We start from the raw sequence: 18,985 nt of genomic DNA, 5'->3' as shown, positions 1-18,985 counted from the left end.
CTCGGGTGATGGACCTCAACAGGCGGCCGCGCATGGCGAATTGTCCTCACTCAGGGTGTCCGCGCCCTGGTTCGAAGAGAGCGACGGCGAGAGTTCCTGGCTCCCGGGACTACCTACCCCGGTGACAGTGGCGGGACCGCGCCGGACTCGCACCGGCTTCCTCTCTTGCCGCCGTACTTGGCCCCGGCAGTCCACCACGGGCCTGGAAGAGCCGTCAACTTGCCGCTGACCTGCGACGGGAGAGTGTGCTGAGGCCCACACGAGGGCCGTCGTAGGTCAGCCGGCGATCAGGCGACGATCAGCGAGATCCCGTACGCCACAGCCGCCGCGCACGCCGCGAAGCAGAGGTACGCGCCGGTCACCGCGAGGCCGGCCGAGCCGCCCTGCGCGGTGGCCTTCTCCTGGCGGGACAGGCCCGCGACGCCGAGGGTGAACAGGGCCACGAGGCCCACGGTGACCACGAGGCTGACGCCGAAGACGGAGCCGAGAGTCGCCCAGTCGATCTGCATGCTGGTGATTCCTTCGTTACCGGTGGGCGGGGCTCAGAGGGCGGGGGCGGTCGACGGGGCGGCCGGGTCGGTCGCGGGGGCCGGGATCGTGGCCGTCAGGTCGTCGGTCACCGGGCCCGCCGGGGGTGGGGTCACGGCGGCGATCGCCGTGGTCACCACGCCGGCCGGCTCGTCGGTGGCGTTGACGTTGTTGTGGTCGACGACCTCGCGGCGGGAGAGCTTCCAGATGGCCGCGCTGGAGGTGATCAGGAAGGCGGCGACGACCGCCGTGCCCCAGTCGCCGAGGTCGGTGACGGACTCGGCGAGCGCGCCCACCAGGGCGGCGGCCGGCAGAGTCAGGCCCCAGGCGACGAACATGCGGGTCGCGGTCGACCAGCGGACCACACCGCCCTTGCGGCCGAGGCCCGCGCCCATCACCGAGCCGGAGACGACGTGCGTGGTGGAGAGCGAGAAGCCGAGGTGCGAGGAGGCCAGGATGGCCGTGGCCGCGCTGGTCTGGGCGGCGAAGCCCTGCTGCGGCTGAAGCTCGGTCAGGCCCGTGCCCATGGTGCGGATGATGCGCCAGCCGCCGAGGTAGGTGCCCAGCGCGATGGCGAGACCGGCGGAGAGGATGACCCAGGTGGGCGGGTCGGAGTCGGGGGCGACGGCGCCACCGGCGACCAGGGCGAGGGTGATGATGCCCATCGTCTTCTGCGCGTCGTTGGTGCCGTGGGCCAGCGAGACCAGCCCGGCGGAGGCGATCTGACCGGCCCGGTAGCCCTTCGCGGCGGCCTTGCCGTCGGCCTTCTTGCCGAGGGTGTAGGACAGGCGGGTCGCGAGCAGCGCGGCGACACCGGCCACGATCGGGGCGGCGATCGCCGGGAGCAGCACCTTGGTGACGAGCGCGTCGCCATGCACCGCACCCGTGCCCGCCGAGGCGATGGTCGCGCCGATCAGACCGCCCATGAGGGCGTGCGAGGAACTGGACGGCAGGCCTACGAGCCAGGTCACCAGGTTCCAGAGGATCGCGCCGACCAGGGCGGCGAAGATGACCTCGGGACGGATGCCGGTCTCGTCGACGAGACCCTTGGAGATCGTGTTGGCGACCTCCACGGAGAGGAAGGCGCCCACCAGGTTGAGCGCGGCGGACATCGCCACCGCCACCTTGGGCTTGAGCGCACCGGTCGAGATGGTGGTGGCCATCGCGTTGGCGGTGTCGTGAAAACCGTTCGTAAAATCGAACGCGAGTGCGGTGACGACCACAATCGCGAGGATCAGCGAGAAGTTTTCCATTTACCCAGGCAATCGTTCGAGGTCATCGGCCGATTGAACGTAGGCAACCTGAATGAACGGAAAGTGAACTGAGGGGGGCTTGGTGGTGTATGAAACCGAGGGGTGTCGCACCGGTCCGTCCCGGCGGCTCCGGCGCCCCTTGGCTAGTGGCCCCGGGCGAACCTCTTCAGCCGTGCCTGGGTCCCGTTGAAGAGATTCTGATCACCCGGCAGGCTGCCGCTGTTGTCGTACTGCCAGAAGGTCCAGTACGACCAACCGGCCGGCAGCGATCCCGCGTCCGCGGAGTCGTGGCGGGCGATCCACAGCGGGTTCGCGGCGAGCGCGCCGCTGCCGCCGGTGCACAGGGTCCACCAGTGGGCGGTCGTGTAGATCACCGGCCGGCGCCCGGTCAGCCGCTGCACCTCGCTGCTGAACGACCTGATCCAGCCGACCATGCTCGCCCTGCTCAGCCCGTAGCACTTCTGCTTGGAGTCGTACGGGTTGTACTCGATGTCGAGCGCGGGCGGCAGCGTCCACCCGTCCGCGGTCCACGCGCCGCCGTGCCGCACGAAGTACGCCGCCTGGGTCTTGCCCGACGACTTGTTCGGCAGCGCGAAGTGGTACGCCCCGCGGATGATGCCGGCGCCGCGGGCGCCGTCGTACTGCCGGCCGAAGTAGGGGTTCTGGTAGGTCGTGGACTCGGTCGCCTTGATGTAGACGAACTTGGCGCCCTTGGCCTTCGCGCTGGCCCAGTCGACGTTCTTCTGGTGCGAGGAGACGTCGTGCCCCTTCGGCAGGCTCGCGGCGGAGGCGGGGAGTTCGGCGAGCAGGGTTCCGCCGACGGCCAGCGCCGCCACGCAGGCCGCGATGACGTGACTGCGACGGCGGAAGGGTGTGCGCAGAGGTGCGCGGAAAGGTGTGCGGCCACGGGCCATATTTCCCCCCGGAATGGCGATGTGCGGACAAAACACCCGGAGGCTACTGGAAGATCATCGAACGGTCGTCGATCCCCGGCCAAGCGCGGTGCTTGGGGTGGTATATCCCCATACGCGATCTTCCGGAGGTGCGACTGCCGCCCTAAGGTGCTCCGATCCGGCGGCGGTTCGGGGGCCCGGCTGGCAGGATCGCGCCATGGTCGAGCAGCGGCGGGACGGGCGGGACGAACGGGGCGTGCGAGGGGGCGCGCAGGGTGTGCCGGAGGCGTGGGGGAGAGCCGTGCACGCGGACGAGGCGGAGGCCTGGGAGTCCCTCGTCGCGACGGCCCGCCGCACGGTGTCCGACGGCCTGGTCGTCGGCACCTCCGGCAACGTCTCGGTGCGCGTCGGAGACACCGTGCTGGTCACACCGTCGGGCGTGCCCTACGACCGGCTGACGCCTGACGACGTGACCGGCGTCGACCTCGACGGCCGGCAGGTCCTCGGCACCCTGATCCCGACCAGCGAACTGCCGATGCACCTCGCCGTGTACCGCACGACCGACGCGCTCGCCGTCGTCCACACCCACGCCGTGCACGCGACGGCCGTCTCGACGCTCGTCCCCGAACTCCCGGCGATCCACTACATGACCAGCGCCCTCGGCGGGCCCGTTCGAGTCGCCCCTTATGCGGCATACGGCACCGAGGAGTTGGCCGAGAACATGCTCCGCGCCCTCACCGACCGCTCCGGCTGCCTCCTCCAGAACCACGGCACGGTCACCCACGGCGCCACCCTCGACCAGGCCTACGACCGCACGGCCCAACTGGAGTGGATGTGCCGCCTGTGGCTGACGGCGTCCTCGGTACCGGGGCTGTCACCGACGCTGCTCACGGGGGAGCAGCTGGCGGAGGTGGGGGAGAAGTTGCGGGGGTACGGGCAGCGGGGCTGAGGGCGGGGCGCGACGGGGGTGAGGCCGAGAGGCGGCGCTTCACAAGAGATGTCACCCGTCCCTCCCTCCGGCTGGCCGGTGACCGGGTCCGCCACGACACTGGACGGGTGCGCACAGTCAAAGCAACGGCCGCGGCCGTCACCGTAGCCCTGGCCGCCGGCGCGGCCTCCGTGGCGGCCGGCCGGTTCGCGAGCGACGCCGCGCTCAAGGCGCCGCCGGGCAGACCGCTGCCCACCGAACCCCGGCTCACCGTGCACGCCACGGCGGCCGGCCAGATCGCCCTCACCCGCGCCCTGGCATCCCTGCGCCCCGGCACCTACGGCCTGGCCGGCGACGGCAGCCACGCGGTCGTCGGGCCCGTCCTCGACAGCGCCAACCACTCCGCCGACACCGTCGTACGCCGCCTGGAACGCGTCACGCACGGCACCCTGGAACCCGGCGACAAGGTCTGGCTCACCCCGAAGGTGCACGTAGGCGACCCCGGCACCGCCCTCGGCCTCGACCACACCGACGTCGAGGTCACCGGCGAACTCGGCGCCCTGCCCGCCTGGTTCGTGCCCGGTGTGCGGGACACCTGGGTGATCACGGTGCACGGCCTCGGCGCCACCCGCGAACACCCCATGAACGTCATGGAGTTCCTGCACCGCCAGCGGTTCCCGGTCCTCGACCTCGCCTACCGCGGCGACCCCGGCGCGCCCCGCTCCCCGGACGGCCTGCACCACCTCGGCGAGACCGAGTGGCGCGACCTGGACGCGGCGATCCGGCACGCCGTGCGCCTCGGCGCGGCGAAGGTCGTCCTGTACGGCTGGTCCACCGGCGCCACCATGGCCCTGCGCGCCGCCGCGCGCTCCGGACTGTGCGACCGCGTCTCCGGGCTCGTGCTGGACTCCCCGGTGCTCAGCTGGCCGGCCACGCTGCGTGCCCTCGCCTCGGCCCGTCACACGCCCGGCGCCCTGCTGCCGCTCGCGGTACGGGCCGCCCAGGGCCGCACCGGCCTGCGGGGCGACCCCGCCGCCGAGGCCGCCGACGCCGCACAGCTCACCGTCCCGACCCTGATCCTGCACGGCCCGGACGACACCCTGGCCCCCTGGGAGCACTCCCGCCGCCTCGCCGACGCCCGCCCCGGCCTGGTCACCCTCCACCCGGTCCGGCAGGCCCCGCACGGCGCCATGTGGAACGCCGACCCGGCGTCCTACGAGGAGGCGCTGCGCCGTTTCCTCACTCCGCTGATGTGACGCCGCGCCGTTTCCCGCCCCGCCGATGCGCGCCTGCGTGACCGGACGGCGGCTGCTCACAACGGCTGTGCCATCCCGCTCACAGCGGTGGCGTCACCCCGGTCCCGGTCATTCCGTTTAAGGCCGTACCACTGGCCGGTTCTCGGTCCTGAGCGGCTCGCCGGACCCCGTGCCTTGGCCATCCCCGTCGCCCGCCGTGACATTCCGTTTGGGTTTTCCGACCGTCAACCGGAAGACTGCACCCGTGACGTCCCGTATCCCGCGCGACTCCAGGCTTCGACTCGTCCGCCCCCGACCCCTGGCCGCCGCCCCCCGAGCTGTGAACCAGCGGCCCACGCGCCGCCCCGCGCCCCGCCCCCCGGAGGGCACACCGGCCCCCGCCGAGCTGGCCAGAATGGCTCGCTCCGGCCTGGCCGACGCGGCCCGCCTGGCCCGCTGGGCCGACACCGCCCTCGGACCGGGCAGCGACAGTGTCACCGCCGACGGCAAGGCCACGCTCTCCGAGTCCACCGCCGAACGCGCGGCCGACGAACTGGGCCTGACCCTGCACCAGGTCCGCGCCGACTGGGACACCGCCCGCCTCGCCGGCCTCGTCGAGGTGCACGGCGACAGCGCGCGCCCCGGCTGGCGGCTACGCGCCTGGGACCGCGACGACAGTGCCGTACTGCGCGGCTGGGTCGCCCTCTTCGACGCCTGGTCGCTCGCCCACCCGGAAGCCCCGGAACACGAGCCCGCCGCCGTCGCCGAGGTCGTCTCCGCGATGCCGCAGGTGCTCTCCTTCCTCCAGCTGTCCGCCGGCCCCGTCCCCATGGAGCAGCTCCTCGACCTCCTGGAGCAGCGGGTCACCGAACTGCGCACCGAACGCTGCGAGATCCCGTACGGCCCGCAGTCGGAGTCGGTGCGGCGGCCGCAGCTCACGGATCCCGCGGGCCTCGCGGACTCGGCGGTTCCCGTGGACTCCGCGGTTCCGGTGGATCCCGCAGATCTCGCGATTCCCGTGGACCCCGCGGCTCTCGTGGTTCCCGCGGATCCGGCAGATTCCGCGGACCCCACCGACACCCCCCTCGCCCCCCTCCTCGACTGGGCCCTGCACGCGCTCGCCTACGTCGGCGCGCTCACCTACGGCACCGGGCAGGCGACGCTCACCCCGCTCGGCAGCTGGGCGGTGTGGGTCAAGCTGGAGCAGATCTGCGTCGCCGCGCAGAGCCCCGCCGGCAACATCGAGGTCGCCGCCGAGGAGATGCTCCGCGGCTGCGCCCAGCTGCGTCCCAACGCGGCCCGCGCCGAGTACCGCGCCTGGCTCGCCGCCCGCCCCGTCGGCAGCGCCGTCACCGAACTGCTCGGCGCCGCCCGTGGCGACGACGCCCTGCTGCGCGGCCTGGCCTTCGAGGCGATCCGGGTGGTCGGCGCCCCCGCCGAGCCCGACGTCCGCTCCGTGGCCGACGAGCCGACCCTGCGCCCCTACGCCCTCCTGTGGCTCGCCGAGCACGACGGCATCGACCCCGAGGACGCCCACGAGGTGCTCACCCGGGAAGAGGCCACCTGGCTGTGGGTCGACACCGCGGCCGCCGTCGCCGACCACGGCGAGGCGCCGATGCTGGTGCGGCACCTGGAGTCCGCGGTGCAGCCGACCGTCCCGATGCTCCTCGACGAGGTACGCGCCGTCGGCCACCCCCGCACCGTGCAGGTCCTGGTCGCACTGGCCGCCGCCCACCCCGACCCCGCACTCGCGAAGGCGGTGCGCCGGGCCGCCTTCCAGGTCCATACCGGGGGCAACTAGGGCAGAGCCTGTCGGGACAGGGAACGGAACGAGCAGGGAACGGCTCGGGAAGGGAACGGGGCGCTCAGGCCGGTATCTCGGGCGCGTACGTGCCGAAGCTCCAGATGTTGCCCTCGGCGTCGCGGGCGATGTAGTCCCGGGAGCCGTAGTCCTGGTCGGTCGGGGGCATCAGGATCTCCACGCCGTGGTCCACGGCCCGCTGGTGGTGTACGTCGACGTCGTCCACGACGACGTACACCCCGCACGGGCCCGCGCTCTTCATCGCCGCGTCGAAGAGGCCGCCTCGACCCTTGGAGCTGACCATCACCACTCCGTTGCCCTGCACCAGTTCGGAGTGCAGCACCTTGCCGTCCTCCCCCTCGTACACCGACAGCTCGGTGAAGCCGAGGGCCTGTGTGAGCTGCTTGATCGCCGCCTTCGCGTCGACGTACAACAGCGTCGGGTACATGCTCGGACGTCCGCCGCTCGTGCCTGCCATGCCGATCACCCCTTCGTGACCACCGCCGGAAACTCAGTCACGACCCAGTCTCGCAGTGACCACTGACAACGGCCCCGACAAGGGGGAATGCCGGCTCAGGCTGCAGGGGGAGCGTGGGGAGCGCGCCGGCTCAGCGGAAGGTGTTGCACTGCGCCATGTCCCCGCTGCGGTATCCCTGGTCGAACCACTGCTGCCGCTGCTGCGCCGACCCGTGCGTCCAGGTCTCCGGCGTCACCCGGCCCTGGAACCGCTCCTGGATCCGGTCGTCGCCCACGGCCGCCGCCGCGTCCAGCCCGTCCCGGATGTCGGCGTTCGTGAGGCTGGTGATCAGCGGCCGCCCGGTCGACTCGTCCTTGGTCGTGGTCGCGTGGTGCGCCCATACCCCGGCGTAGCAGTCGGCCTGCAGCTCCACCTTCACCGCGTTGCTGTTCGCGCCCGTCCGCCCGTCCTGGGACCGGCTCAGCGTGCCCATCAGGTCCTGCACGTGGTGCCCGTACTCGTGCGCGACGACGTACGCCTGCGCGAACGCCCCGCCGCTCGCGCCGAACTTCGACCGCAGCTCGTCGAAGAACCCCAGGTCCAGATAGACCTTCCGGTCGCCAGGACAGTAGAACGGCCCGACCGCGCTGGTCGCCGTCCCGCACGCGGTCCCGATCTGCTGACTGAAGAACACCGTGGGGGACCGCGTGTACCTCGCGCTTCGCCGCGCGAACTCCTGGTCCCAGAAGTCCTGCACGCTGTTGACCACCGCCACCATCCGGCAGTCGTCCTTGGCGTTCGCGTCCTGTCCGGTACGGCAGGTCTGCTGGACCTGCGCGAGCGAGGAGGCCGTCGCCGCGGGCTGGTCGGAACCGGAGGAGAGCCCGAGGTTGTCAGGACCGACCCCGAAGAAGAGCCCGAGGAGCAGCGCGATCAGACCGGCGAGGCCGCCGCCCACGGTCGCCCTGCCGCCCGGGATCCGGCTGCCGCGCACGTCCTGCACCTCGGAGGTGTCCAACTGGGCGTCGTCGTCGAACTGCACGGGGGCACCACCCTCTGCGTACGTCGTCCCCCTGCCGCCATCCTCGCCCGCCACCACGGGCCCGGCGCCGGGCCCGCGGCCGAACGGGGGACGCGTCCCGGCCCACCCGCCGTGTCCCGACGGCGCGCCGGGTGCGCCGCACGCACGCGTGGCCACGCTCTGCCGGATCCGCGGGAAGCGGCCGTCGCAGAGGCCGGGCCGGGTGTCGGGCAGGGTTCCGAGGGGGCGTGGTGGTCGTACTGCAGGCCGTCGAGGTGACGGAGACGGCCGACATCGCGCCGACCCCACCTCCTCCGCCGTCCACCTCTACCGAGGGCTCCCGCCGCCTGCGCCCCCTGGCCCTCGCGCTCCTCCTCGCGACGGCCCTCCTCACCGCCCACCAACTGCGCCCCGCTCCCTACGGCGACCACCTCACGCTCCACGAACGCGTGGAGCCCCAGCCCGCCCACCGTTCCGCCGCCACACCGGCCCTCGGCATCCACGGTCCGCCGTCGAGGCGTACGACCCCCACTCCGGCGAGCTCCACTGGCGTTACACGCGGGACGGCCGTCGCCCTCTGACCGTGCTCCACGCGCGCGAAGACGCGATCGCACTCTGGGACGACGGACTGGTCACGGACACGACCACCGGCTCGACCACTGGCACCGGCGTGGATACCGCCGCCCCCACCGCCCCTCCATCCGCTGGCACCGCTCCCTCCCCGCCACCGGCACCTGGCTCCCCACCCAGGGCGGCACCGGCGTCCTCCGCCCCCTCGGCCGGGGCAACCTCGCCGTCGTCACCCCGTCGCGTATCTCCGCGTACCGCATCGCCGACGGCGATCTGCGCTGGGTGCTGCCCGCCAACGAAGGATGCGCCTTCGAGCCCGGACGTGCCGTACGTCACGCACGTGTGCTGCTCGTCGCCCAGCCCTGTGCGGCGGACGCCGACTGGACGGCGCAGCTCATCGCGGTCGACGACCTGGGGCGGATCACCCCGGGCCGCACGCCGCTGGGCAACGGGCTGCCGGGGAAGCGGCCCGAACACGCGAACGCAGAAAAAGTGCTTGCACGGCCCCGTTAGACTTGTCCCATGGCCCTTCTCCTCGCGCATTAGACGGCGGGAACGTCCTCAGCCGCCCATCGTCAACCTCTTCCCGCCTGGAGTCTGTCCGTGATCTCCGCCTCCGGTATCGAGCTGCGAGCCGGTGCCCGCGTCCTCATCGAGTCCGCCACCTTCCGTATCGCCAAGGGCGACCGCATCGGTCTGGTCGGTCGCAACGGCGCCGGCAAGACCACGCTGACCAAGGTCCTGGCCGGCGAGGGCGTCCCCGCGGGCGGCACTGTCACCCGCTCCGGCGAGGTCGGCTACCTCCCCCAGGACCCCCGCACCGGCGACCTCGACGTCCTCGCCCGCGACCGCGTCCTGTCCGCGCGCGGCCTGGACGCACTGATCCGCAAGATGCGCGACAACGAGCAGCGGATCGCCAACGGCAGCGGTGCCACCCGTGAGAAGGCCCTGCGGCAGTACGAGCGCCAGGAGACCGAGTTCCTCACCAAGGGCGGGTACTCGGCCGAGGCCGAGGCGGCCACCATCGCCGCCGCGCTCAACCTGCCCGACCGCGTGCTCGGCCAGCCGCTGCATACGCTCTCCGGTGGTCAGCGGCGCCGTATCGAGCTGGCCCGGATCCTGTTCTCCGACGCGGACACGCTGCTGCTCGACGAGCCCACCAACCACCTCGACGCGGACTCGATCGTCTGGCTGCGCGACTACCTGAAGACCTACCGCGGCGGCTTCATCGTGATCTCCCACGACGTCGACCTGGTCGAGACGGTCGTCAACAAGGTGTTCTACCTGGACGCCAACCGCGCCCAGATCGACGTCTACAACATGGGCTGGCGGCTCTACCAGCAGCAGCGCGAGGCCGACGAGAAGCGCCGCAAGCGCGAGCGGCAGAACGCCGAGAAGAAGGCCGCCGCCCTGCACTCGCAGGCCGACAAGATGCGCGCCAAGGCCACCAAGACGGTCGCCGCGCAGAACATGGCCAAGCGGGCCGACCGGCTGCTGTCCGGGCTTGAGGCGGTACGCGTCTCCGACAAGGTCGCCAAGCTGCGCTTCCCGGAGCCCGCGCCCTGCGGCAAGACCCCGCTCATGGCCGAGGGCCTGTCGAAGTCCTACGGCTCGCTGGAGATCTTCACCGACGTCGACCTGGCCATCGACAAGGGCTCCCGCGTCGTCATCCTCGGTCTGAACGGCGCGGGCAAGACGACCCTCCTGCGCCTGCTCGGCGGCGCCGAGCAGCCCGACACCGGCGAGGTCATCGAGGGCCACGGCCTCAAGCTCGGCTACTACGCGCAGGAGCACGAGACCCTCGACCCCGAGCGCACGGTCCTGGAGAACATGCGCTCCGCCGCCCCCGACCTGGACCTGGTCGAGGTCCGCAAGACGCTCGGCTCGTTCCTGTTCTCCGGCGACGACGTCGACAAGCCCGCCAGTGTCCTGTCCGGCGGCGAGAAGACCCGGCTCGCGCTCGCCACCCTGGTGGTGTCGTCCGCGAACGTCCTGCTCCTCGACGAGCCCACGAACAACCTCGACCCCGCCTCCCGCGAGGAGATCCTCGGCGCGCTGCGCACCTACAAGGGCGCCGTCGTCCTCGTCACCCACGACGAGGGAGCCGTCGAGGCGCTGCAGCCGGAGCGGATCATCCTGCTGCCGGACGGCGTCGAGGACCTGTGGGGCGCCGACTACGCGGACCTCGTCGCCCTGGCCTGATCGCTCTGGCTTGATCGAAGGCGTGATCCACTGCGTATGGATCATTCGGCCGATCCGTGATCCACCATCTGTGTGAGATCTCCTCGTACCGAAGTGTGTCCTACATCGATTTCGCGGCCGAGTCCTTTATCGACAAGGGCTCGGCCGTCGCACGTCCCTGACCTGGCACTTCGCGAAATAACCCGTTCGGCGGTACGAACGCGACTGTGTGGAATCACAGATTCCCCTTGTGTGGACGCACTCCTGTCGTCAAAACCCTGTCTCACCGACCTTGCCGAATGGGTGGCCATGAAGGCCCGGAGGGGTGATCATGAGGAGACCAGAGCGCACTTCCCATGAGGAGGCACGGGTGGCCGAGACTCTGAAGAAGGGCAGCCGGGTAACCGGCGCCGCGCGCGACAAGCTCGCGGCAGACCTGAAAAAGAAGTACGACTCCGGTGCGAGCATTCGGGCGCTGGCCGAAGAGACCGGCCGCTCGTATGGCTTCGTGCACCGGATGCTCAGTGAGTCGGGCGTCACGCTTCGTGGGCGTGGCGGGGCGACACGAGGCAAAAAAGCCGCCGCGTCCTGACTCCGGGCGGTCCATCGCTTCGATGGTGGCCACCCGGTCGGTCAGCTGACCGACCGGGTGGTTACTGTGCAGTCACTTAGCTAGTAGTTTGCTCTGCTGACCGCACTCATCGGAGGCACCCATTGGCTTCGCCCGCCCAGGACCTCGGTCCGGTACTCGACAAGGACGGCGTACGGCTCACCGTCGACGACGCGATCGCCACGGTGACGCTGACCAACCCGGCCAAGCGCAACGCGCAGAGCCCCGCGCTGTGGCGCGCGCTCGCCGAAGCCGGGCGTCAGCTGCCGGGGTCGGTCCGGGTCGTCGTGCTGCGCGCCGAGGGCCGTTCCTTCTCCGCCGGCCTCGACCGGCAGATGTTCACGCCCGAAGGCATCGAGGGCGAGCCGACGTTCATCGATCTCGCGCGCAGCGGCGACGGTGAACTCGACGCGAGCATCGCCGAGTTCCAGGAGGGCTTCACCTGGTGGCGCCGGAGCGACATCGTCTCCATCGCCGCCGTACAGGGACATGCCATCGGCGCGGGCTTCCAGCTCGCCCTCGCCTGTGACCTGCGCGTCGTCGCGGACGACGTGCAGTTCGCCATGCGCGAGACCAGCCTCGGCCTGGTGCCGGACCTGACGGGCACGTATCCGCTGCTCAGCCTGGTCGGCTACGCCCGCGCGCTGGAGATCTGCGCGACCGGACGGGCCGTACCGGCCGAGGAGTCCGTCACCATCGGGCTCGCCAACCTCGCCGTGCCCGGCGACCAGCTCGACGCCGCCGTACAGGACCTGGCGTCCGCTCTCCTGGGCGCGCCCCGGGACGCCGTCATCGAGACCAAGGCGCTGCTGCGCGGGGCGCAGGGCCGGTCCTACGACGATCAGCGCGCCGCCGAGCGGGCCGCGCAGGCACGTCGGCTGCGGGACCTCGCCGGCCTCGGCGAATAGCCCCGCACGGGCCGTCTCAGGCCGCCGTCACCAATACCGCCACCGTCGGGTGATCGGGCAGCGCCCCGGACACCGCCGCACGGACCTCCAGGGCCACCTCCAGTGCCCGCCGGTCCGTGCGGACGGCGAGCTCCACGCGCACGTGGCGGTGCGCCAGCGCCCCTTCCTCCCGCCGCTCCTCGATGTGCACCGCCCGGCCCAGGCCCCGGGTCAGGCCGACCACCCCCGCGACGGCCAGGGCGGCCGCGGCCACGCGTTCCTCGTCCCCGCCCGAGGGCTCCGGCGCCGCCGGTACGGACGGCTCCTGCTGCGGCGCGGGCTCCGGCTCCTCGTCCAGCAGGGCCGTGACCCGCAGATCCACCTCCACGACCGTCAGGCCCAGCCGCTGGGTCGCCGCGGTCGCCAGCGCCTCACGCAGCCGGTCCGCCGCCGTCGGCAGCGCCTGGGCCGCCGTGGCCGCGAACTCCGCCGTCACCTTCAGCGGACCGGGCGGCAGCGCACTGGGCGGCGGCGGTACGGCACTGTCGGCCTCCTCCGGATCGGCGAGCGCGATCCGCAGCGCCTCCAGCCGTACCCCGCACAGGCCCCCGGCCGCGCGTCGCAGCACCGCCCCGGCCGCCTCCTCCGTGATCCACGCGCCGTCGCGCGGACCGCCCAGGGGCAGCAGTCTGCCGAGCCCGAGCCGATGTCGTACCGCGTGCGCCCACTGATCCGCCGTCATTGCCCCAGCCTGCCGCATCCCCGGGGCGCGGTGGCGCAACCCCACATACGGTGGTCGAAGGACGACGACCGGAAGGGACGTACGGCCATGACCGACATGACGGAGCAGGCCCGGGTGCAGGCCGCGGAGAACGCGGGCCAGGTGCAGACCCGCAAGCCCACCAAACGCGGCGGCGGCGACCCGGCGTCGCGCGGGCGGACGACCATCGCCGACGGCGTGGTGGAGAAGATCGCCGGGCTCGCCGCGCGTGACGTCCTGGGCGTCCACGCGATGGGCAGCGGCCTCAGCCGGACCTTCGGGGCGGTGCGCGACCGGGTGCCCGGTGGCTCCAAGTCGGTGAGTCGCGGGGTGAAGGCCGAGGTCGGCGAGGTGCAGACGGCGCTCGACCTGGAGATCGTCGTCGAATACGGCGTGTCGATCGCCGACGTCGCACGGGCCGTGCGCGAGAACGTCGTCGCCGCGGTGGAGCGGATGACCGGCCTCGAGGTCGTCGAGGTCAACATCGCCGTGAGTGACGTGAAGCTGCCGGACGAAGACGACGACGAGCCGGAACCCCGGATCCAGTGACGGGGGCGGACGAGCGGAGGAGAACACCATGAGCATGGCCGTGGTGGGCATGATCGCCGGGATGGCACTGGGATTCGCCGGATACTTCGGTGGCTTCGGGGCCTTCCTCCTGGTGGCAGCCCTGGGCGCGATCGGTTTCGTCGTCGGCCGGTTCCTGGAGGGGGACCTGGAGATCGGGGACTTCTTCCGCACGCGTGACGACCGGCGGCGGTGACGTCCATGAGCGCGGGGACCGAGTCTCCCGGCAGCGGTCGGGCGGCGCTCCCGCCGGGTGAGCGCGGGGCGACCCGGATCGCCGACCGGGTGGTCTCGAAGATCGCCGCCCAGGCGGCCCGCGAGGCCCTCGGCCCGCTGCCGGCGGACGCCGTGTCCCCGCACGCCACCGTCGTGGTTCGCCACAACGTCGCCCACGTACGCGTGCACGTCGAACTCGACTATCCGAGCGACATCGGGACCCGATGCGCGGATGTGCGTCACAAGGTGGTCGAGCGGGTAGTCGCGTTGGTGGACATGGAGGTGCCCGAGGTCGCCGTGCACGTGGAACGGCTGCATCCAGCACCCCTATACGGCGCGGGACAGGGGAGGACGCGATGAGCGAGCCCCAGGGCTCCGAGGGCGAAGGCACCACACAGCGACTACCGGTGATCGAGAGGGCACCCGAGGGCGACGGTTCGGCGGCCGAGCACTGGCCACCACCCCTGCCCGACGGCGAGGACACGGGCAAGGAGGCCGTCGTCGGCAAGGGCGGCGGTCAGGGCCGCTTCTGGTCGGCACGGCGCGTCCCCGCGACCGTCGTAGCCCTGCTCCTCCTGGCCGTGACAGGCCTCTTCCTCTACGACATCGCAGCAGTACGCGCGGATCGGCCCGCCATGCACTGGCGCCGCGAACTGGCCGGCCAACTCGCCGAACGCCCCCTGGACGACACCGCGGTGCTCGTCGGCGCCGGCGTCGCCGCGGCCCTCGGCCTCTGGCTGATCGCCCTCGCCGCCACGCCCGGCCTGCGCGCGGTGCTGCCGATGCGGCGTGCGCACGCCGACGTGAGCGCCGGACTGCACCGCAACGCCGCCGCCCTGGTCCTGCGCGACCGCGCCATGGAGGTCGCCGGCGTCCAGTCGGCACGCGTGCGCGTGCGCCGTACCCGCGCCGACGTGTACGCCGTCTCCCACTTCCGCGAACTGGACGACGTGCACGACGACCTGGACACCGCCCTCGACGAGGCGGTCAAGGGTCTGGGGCTGGCCCGCACGCCGCTCCTGTCGGTGCACGTACGGCGCCCCGGGAAGAAGGGATGACCACGATGCTCAGGATCGTCAACCGCGTACTCGTCGGCCTGGTCGGGCTCGTCCTGGTCGTCCTCGGCGGCTCCGTGCTCGCCGTCGGACTGGGCGTGCGGCCGCCCTCCTGGTGGATCCACGACGGCCGTCACGACGTGCTGCTCAGCGATACCGACCGCGCCCGTTGGCGGGACTCCGGCTGGTGGTGGCCGACCGTCATCGCCGTGCTCGCCGTCCTCGTGCTGCTGGCCCTGTGGTGGATCACCGCCAACCTGCGCCGCCACCGGCTCGCCGAGGTCCTCGTCGACACCGGCGACGGGGAGGGCGCGCTGCTGCGGGGCCGGGCCCTGGAGGGCGTGCTCGCGGGCGACGCGAGCAACCCGGACGGCGTGGCCCACGCCCACGTCCACCTCACCGGCACCCGGACGGCACCCCAGGCCCGCGTACAGCTCCTCCTGGAGCCGCACGTGGACCCGGAGACCGCCCTCCACCACCTCACGGACGAGGCCCTGACCCACGCCCGCGACTCGGCGGGCCTGGAGAAGCTGCCGACCGAGGTCCGCCTGAGCGCGGTCAAGCACCGGGCGGAACGGGTCAGTTGAAGCACCGTTCGGTATGCGGCACTCAGAACCCGTGCCGCATACCCCCGTCCACCGGCAGCATGACCCCGGTCAGATAGGAAGCGGCCGGCGACAGGAAGAACGCGGCGGCCCGTCCGAACTCCTCGGGCCGCCCGTAGCGGCGCAGCGGAATCCGCGACTCGTTGGCGGCCCGGGTGGCCGCCGGGTCCGCCGACAGCGCGTCCAGCTCGCGCACGCGGTCCGTGTCGATCCGGGCCGGCAGCAGCCCCACGACCCGGATGCCCCGCGGCCCCAGCTCGTCCGCGAGCGACTTCGCGAAGCCGGCGAGGCCCGGCCGCAGCGCGTTGGAGATCGTCAGTCCCGGGATCGGCTCGTGCACCGACGTGGACAGTACGAAACCGATGACACCGCCCTCCGGCAGCTCCGCGGCAGCGGCGCGGGCCAGCCGGACCGCGCCCAGGAACACCGACTCGAACGCCGTCTGCCACTGCTCGTCCGTGGTGTCGGCGACGAAGCCGGCCGGCGGGCCGCCCACGCTGATGAGAATCCCGTCGAACCGCCCGAACCGCTCCCGCGCGAACGCGATCAGCCGCTCGGCCGCGTCCGCCTCGGAGTTGTCGACGCCGACCCCGGCCGCGTCGGGCCCCAGCTCGGTCGCCGCCTCGGCGGCCCGCTTCTCGTCCCGCCCCGTGACGACCACCTTCGCGCCGTCCGCGACGAGTTCGCGCGCGGTGGCGTTGCCGAGGCCGCGGGTGGCCCCGGTGACGACGTACACCCGGTCCTTCAGTCCAAGATCCATGGCCCCTATCCTGCCCCCTCGTCCCCGAACAGGGCGAGGGCGGTGCTCACCAGACCGATGTGGCTGAAGGCCTGCGGGAAGTTGCCGAGCAGGCGGCCGGAGGCCGGGTCGTACTCCTCGGCCAGCAGCCCCACGTCGTTGGCGAGCCCCACCAGCCGTTCGAACAGCTCCCGGGCCTCCTTCGTACGGCCCGTCAGATGCAGCGCGTCCGCGAGCCAGAACGAGCACACCAGGAAGGTGCCCTCGCCGCCCGGCAGGCCGTCGACCGGCGACTCCTCGGCGCTGTAGCGGCGCATGAAGCCGTCGTGGCCGAGTTCGGCGCGGACCGCGTCGACGGTGCCGATCACGCGCGGGTCGTCGGGCGGCAGGAAGCCGACGCGGGGGATGAGCAGGAGCGAGGCGTCGAGTTCGACCGAGCCGTAGGACTGGGTGAACGTGTTCCGCGCGGGGTCGTAGCCCTTCTCGCACACCTCGCGGTGGACCTCGTCCCGCATCGCGCGCCAGGCGTCCAGGTCGCCGGGGAGTTCGGGGTCCTCCTCCAGTGTGCGCACGGCACGGTCGGCGGCCACCCAGATCATCACCTTGGAGTGGACGAAGTGGCGCCGGCCGCCGCGCACCTCCCACAGCCCCTCGTCGGGCTGCCGCCAGGCGGTCTCCAGGAACTCCATCAGGGTGCGCTGGAGCGCCCACATGTGCGACTTCGTGGCCAGGCCCGCATGCCGGGCCAGCCACAGCGAGTCCATGACCTCGCCGTACACGTCCAACTGAAGCTGGTCGACCGCGCCGTTGCCGATCCGTACGGGCGCCGAGTCGGCGAAGCCGGACAGCCACGGCAGCTCGAACTCGGGCAGCCGGCGCTCGCCCGCCAGGCCGTACATGATCTGCAGGTCCGCCGGGTCGCCCGCGACCGCGCGCAGCAGCCACTTCCGCCAGGCCTCGGCCTCCTCCTGATAACCGGCCGACAGCAGCGCGCCGAGGGTGAGGGTGGAGTCCCGCAGCCAGCAGAAGCGGTAGTCCCAGTTCCGGACACCGCCCAGCTCCTCGGGCAGGGACGTCGTGGGCGCGGCCACGATGCCGCCGGTCGGCGCGTACGTCAGCGCCTTGAGGGTGATCAGGGAGCGCAGTACGGCGTCCCGGTGGGGGCCGTCGTAGCGGCAGCGGTCCGCCCAGGCCTGCCAGTCGGCGAGGCTGACGCGCAGCGACTCGTAGGGGTCGATCAGCTTCGGGCGGCGCTCGTGCGAGGGGTGCCAGGTGAGGACGAACGCGACCTTCTCGCCCGCCTCGACGGTGAACTCCGACAGCGTGCTGAAGTCCTCGCCCCAGGTCTGGACGGGGGGTTGGCTGCGCAGCCACGCCGAGTCCGGTCCGGCGATGGCCACCCGATGGCCGTGCACCTTGCGCACCCACGGCATGACCGAGCCGTAGTCGAAGCGCAGCCGCAGGGTGCTGCGCATGGTCACGCGCCCGCTGACGCCCTCGACGATGCGTACGAGGTCGGGGGCGCGGTCGCGCTGCGGCATCAGGTCGGTGACCCGGACCGTCCCCTCGTCGGTCTCCCACTCGGTGTCCAGGACGAGCGTCCCCGGACGGTAGGAGCGCCGGGTGCAGGGGCCGTCGACGTCCTTGGGGGCGACGCGCCAGTGGCCGTTGTCCTCGTCGCCCAGCAGTCTGGCGAAACAGGCGGCCGAGTCGAAGCGGGGCAGACACAGCCAGTCGACCGAGCCGTCCCTGCCGATGAGGGCGGCGGTCTGCTCGTCGCCGATGAGCGCGTAGTCCTCGATACGGGGGTGCACGGGGTGCGGGTTCCCGGCGAGAGGGCGTGGCAATCAAGCCGGAGGGCCGGGGGAGTGACGGGGCCCGCGGCTACACCGCGGCGGGTTCCGCCTCCGGCACGCTCTCCTTGGCGGCCGCCTCCGCGCGGTCGCGGACCTCGCGCCGTACGAGGAACCACCAGCCCACCGGGACGGCGGCGGCGAACAGCCACCACTGGATCATGTACGCGTAGTTCAGCGGGGCGTCCTCGCTGCCCGGGTCGGAGATCTGCTCCGGGCTGCCGCCCTTCGGCTCGGGCGCGGTCTGCTGGATGTAGCCGCCGAGCACCTCCTTGCCGAGCCGGCGGGCCTGCTCCTCGCTGTTGATCAGCATGATCTGGCGGTCCGGCAGGCCCTTGAGGTCCTTGATGCCGCTGGCCGCGGTCGTCTCGTCGGCCATCAGCCGCCCCTTGATGGTGACGTGGCCCTTGGGCGGCGCTGGCACCTTGGGGTAGGCGGTCTGGATTCCGTTCGCGGGGATCCAGCCGCGGTTGACCAGCAGCACCTTGCCGTCCGTGAGGACGAACGGGGTCAGGACGTGGAAGCCGACCTCGTCGTCGGAGTTGGTGCGCCGCCGCACGACGACCTCGTCCGCGGTGTCGAAGGTGCCGGTCGCGGTGACGGTGCGGTACTTCTCGGTGCGGGTCACGGCGTGGCCGGCGGTCGTCACCCGCTCCACGGGGACCGGCTCGGCGTGCAGGGCTTCGGAGACCAGGTCGTTGCGGGCGGTGCGCATCTCGTAGCGGTGCATCTGCCAGATGCCCAGCCTGATCATCGTGGGGATCAGGAGCAGGGCGATCAGGGTGAGGATCACCCACTGCCGGGTCATCAGGAAGCGGTACACCCC

Annotated in this window: 22 protein-coding genes and 1 riboswitch; of the genes, 13 read left to right on the top strand and 9 right to left on the bottom strand. The window is 72.2% G+C overall.

All coding sequences use genetic code 11. The features are described from left to right. Positions 1-71: 71 nt before the first annotated feature. Positions 72-211, bottom strand: a riboswitch (cobalamin riboswitch). Between the two features lie 76 nt (positions 212-287). The 3 genes from M2283_RS16775 to M2283_RS16765 all read right to left on the bottom strand — a co-directional run bounded on the left by M2283_RS16775 (position 288) and on the right by M2283_RS16765 (position 2,695). Beyond that, positions 288-509 (bottom strand): hypothetical protein, encoded by a 222-nt coding sequence (locus tag M2283_RS16775; protein ID WP_280877052.1) that lies wholly within the window; start codon positions 507-509, stop codon positions 288-290. 33 nt (positions 510-542) lie between these two features. Further along, entirely contained in the window at positions 543-1,781 is a 1,239-nt protein-coding gene (locus tag M2283_RS16770) for an inorganic phosphate transporter (protein WP_280877051.1), read from the bottom strand. Positions 1,782-1,924: 143 nt separating this feature from the next. Beyond that, positions 1,925-2,695: a lysozyme gene (locus M2283_RS16765; protein ID WP_280877050.1), complete on the bottom strand. Its 771-nt coding sequence runs from the start codon at positions 2,693-2,695 to the stop codon at positions 1,925-1,927. 196 nt (positions 2,696-2,891) lie between these two features. Here M2283_RS16765 and M2283_RS16760 point away from each other — a divergent pair, with 196 nt between their 5' ends. The 3 genes from M2283_RS16760 (at position 2,892) to M2283_RS16750 (ending at position 6,638) form a co-directional block, all read left to right on the top strand. Continuing rightward, positions 2,892-3,623 carry a class II aldolase/adducin family protein gene (locus M2283_RS16760; protein ID WP_280877049.1) on the top strand — a complete coding sequence of 244 codons (732 nt, stop codon included), beginning with the start codon at positions 2,892-2,894 and terminating at the stop codon, positions 3,621-3,623. 107 nt (positions 3,624-3,730) lie between these two features. Further along, positions 3,731-4,858 (top strand): alpha/beta hydrolase, encoded by a 1,128-nt coding sequence (locus M2283_RS16755; RefSeq protein WP_280877048.1) that lies wholly within the window; start codon positions 3,731-3,733, stop codon positions 4,856-4,858. Positions 4,859-5,102: 244 nt separating this feature from the next. Then, the gene (locus M2283_RS16750) at positions 5,103-6,638 is read left to right on the top strand and encodes a hypothetical protein (RefSeq protein ID WP_432423088.1); all 1,536 of its coding nucleotides are present in this window, start codon (positions 5,103-5,105) and stop codon (positions 6,636-6,638) included. 64 nt (positions 6,639-6,702) lie between these two features. On the opposite strand, the gene M2283_RS16745 is transcribed toward M2283_RS16750, so the two are convergent. Continuing rightward, positions 6,703-7,116, bottom strand: a complete 414-nt coding sequence (locus M2283_RS16745) for a VOC family protein (RefSeq protein ID WP_280877046.1) — start codon at positions 7,114-7,116, stop codon at positions 6,703-6,705. A gap of 130 nt (positions 7,117-7,246) precedes the next feature. Continuing rightward, entirely contained in the window at positions 7,247-8,137 is an 891-nt protein-coding gene (gene ypfJ / locus M2283_RS16740; protein WP_280877045.1) for a KPN_02809 family neutral zinc metallopeptidase, read from the bottom strand. Positions 8,138-8,367: 230 nt separating this feature from the next. On the opposite strand from ypfJ, the gene M2283_RS16735 reads away from it, so the two are divergent. The 5 genes from M2283_RS16735 (at position 8,368) to M2283_RS16715 (ending at position 12,385) form a co-directional block, all read left to right on the top strand. After that, positions 8,368-8,697 carry a hypothetical protein gene (locus M2283_RS16735; RefSeq protein ID WP_280877044.1) on the top strand — a complete coding sequence of 110 codons (330 nt, stop codon included), beginning with the start codon at positions 8,368-8,370 and terminating at the stop codon, positions 8,695-8,697. A 271-nt stretch (positions 8,698-8,968) separates the two neighbouring features. Further along, the gene (locus M2283_RS16730; protein ID WP_280877043.1) at positions 8,969-9,199 is read left to right on the top strand and encodes a hypothetical protein; all 231 of its coding nucleotides are present in this window, start codon (positions 8,969-8,971) and stop codon (positions 9,197-9,199) included. A 90-nt stretch (positions 9,200-9,289) separates the two neighbouring features. After that, positions 9,290-10,888, top strand: coding sequence for an ABC-F family ATP-binding cassette domain-containing protein (locus tag M2283_RS16725; RefSeq protein ID WP_280877042.1), 1,599 nt, complete (start codon positions 9,290-9,292; stop codon positions 10,886-10,888). Between the two features lie 349 nt (positions 10,889-11,237). Then, positions 11,238-11,459: a helix-turn-helix domain-containing protein gene (locus M2283_RS16720; RefSeq protein WP_018533414.1), complete on the top strand. Its 222-nt coding sequence runs from the start codon at positions 11,238-11,240 to the stop codon at positions 11,457-11,459. Between the two features lie 122 nt (positions 11,460-11,581). Further along, a complete protein-coding gene (locus M2283_RS16715) occupies positions 11,582-12,385 on the top strand; it encodes an enoyl-CoA hydratase/isomerase family protein (RefSeq protein WP_280877041.1) in 804 nt (267 codons plus the stop codon). 16 nt (positions 12,386-12,401) lie between these two features. Here M2283_RS16715 and M2283_RS16710 read toward each other — a convergent pair whose 3' ends face one another. Next, positions 12,402-13,106, bottom strand: coding sequence for a nucleopolyhedrovirus P10 family protein (locus tag M2283_RS16710; RefSeq protein WP_280877040.1), 705 nt, complete (start codon positions 13,104-13,106; stop codon positions 12,402-12,404). A gap of 87 nt (positions 13,107-13,193) precedes the next feature. Between M2283_RS16710 and M2283_RS16705 the strand changes: the two genes are divergently transcribed. From M2283_RS16705 to amaP, 5 genes are read left to right on the top strand one after another with little or no spacing between them, the layout of a single operon-like run. Beyond that, complete coding sequence (locus M2283_RS16705; protein ID WP_280877039.1) at positions 13,194-13,673, top strand: Asp23/Gls24 family envelope stress response protein; 480 nt, start codon at positions 13,194-13,196, stop codon at positions 13,671-13,673. A gap of 28 nt (positions 13,674-13,701) precedes the next feature. After that, entirely contained in the window at positions 13,702-13,887 is a 186-nt protein-coding gene (locus tag M2283_RS16700; RefSeq protein ID WP_124002412.1) for a hypothetical protein, read from the top strand. Positions 13,888-13,892: 5 nt separating this feature from the next. Continuing rightward, positions 13,893-14,267 carry an Asp23/Gls24 family envelope stress response protein gene (locus M2283_RS16695; RefSeq protein WP_280877038.1) on the top strand — a complete coding sequence of 125 codons (375 nt, stop codon included), beginning with the start codon at positions 13,893-13,895 and terminating at the stop codon, positions 14,265-14,267. After that, complete coding sequence (locus M2283_RS16690) at positions 14,264-14,965, top strand: DUF6286 domain-containing protein (RefSeq protein ID WP_280877037.1); 702 nt, start codon at positions 14,264-14,266, stop codon at positions 14,963-14,965. Before M2283_RS16695 ends, M2283_RS16690 begins: the two co-directional genes overlap by 4 nt. 5 nt (positions 14,966-14,970) lie before the next feature. Further along, positions 14,971-15,549, top strand: coding sequence for an alkaline shock response membrane anchor protein AmaP (gene amaP, locus M2283_RS16685; RefSeq protein ID WP_280877621.1), 579 nt, complete (start codon positions 14,971-14,973; stop codon positions 15,547-15,549). A gap of 22 nt (positions 15,550-15,571) precedes the next feature. On the opposite strand, the gene M2283_RS16680 is transcribed toward amaP, so the two are convergent. The 3 genes from M2283_RS16680 to M2283_RS16670 all read right to left on the bottom strand — a co-directional run bounded on the left by M2283_RS16680 (position 15,572) and on the right by M2283_RS16670 (position 18,982). Further along, positions 15,572-16,327 carry an SDR family oxidoreductase gene (locus M2283_RS16680; RefSeq protein ID WP_280877036.1) on the bottom strand — a complete coding sequence of 252 codons (756 nt, stop codon included), beginning with the start codon at positions 16,325-16,327 and terminating at the stop codon, positions 15,572-15,574. A gap of 5 nt (positions 16,328-16,332) precedes the next feature. Next, the gene (locus M2283_RS16675; protein ID WP_280877035.1) at positions 16,333-18,120 is read right to left on the bottom strand and encodes a glycoside hydrolase family 15 protein; all 1,788 of its coding nucleotides are present in this window, start codon (positions 18,118-18,120) and stop codon (positions 16,333-16,335) included. A gap of 70 nt (positions 18,121-18,190) precedes the next feature. Continuing rightward, positions 18,191-18,982 carry an SURF1 family cytochrome oxidase biogenesis protein gene (locus tag M2283_RS16670; RefSeq protein ID WP_280877034.1) on the bottom strand — a complete coding sequence of 264 codons (792 nt, stop codon included), beginning with the start codon at positions 18,980-18,982 and terminating at the stop codon, positions 18,191-18,193. Positions 18,983-18,985: the final 3 nt, after the last annotated feature.

Source organism: Streptomyces pseudovenezuelae (genome assembly GCF_029892565.1).
In the GTDB taxonomy this organism is placed as follows: Bacteria; Actinomycetota; Actinomycetes; order Streptomycetales; family Streptomycetaceae; genus Streptomyces; species Streptomyces pseudovenezuelae_A.
This window is presented reverse-complemented; position numbering and strand designations above follow the sequence as displayed.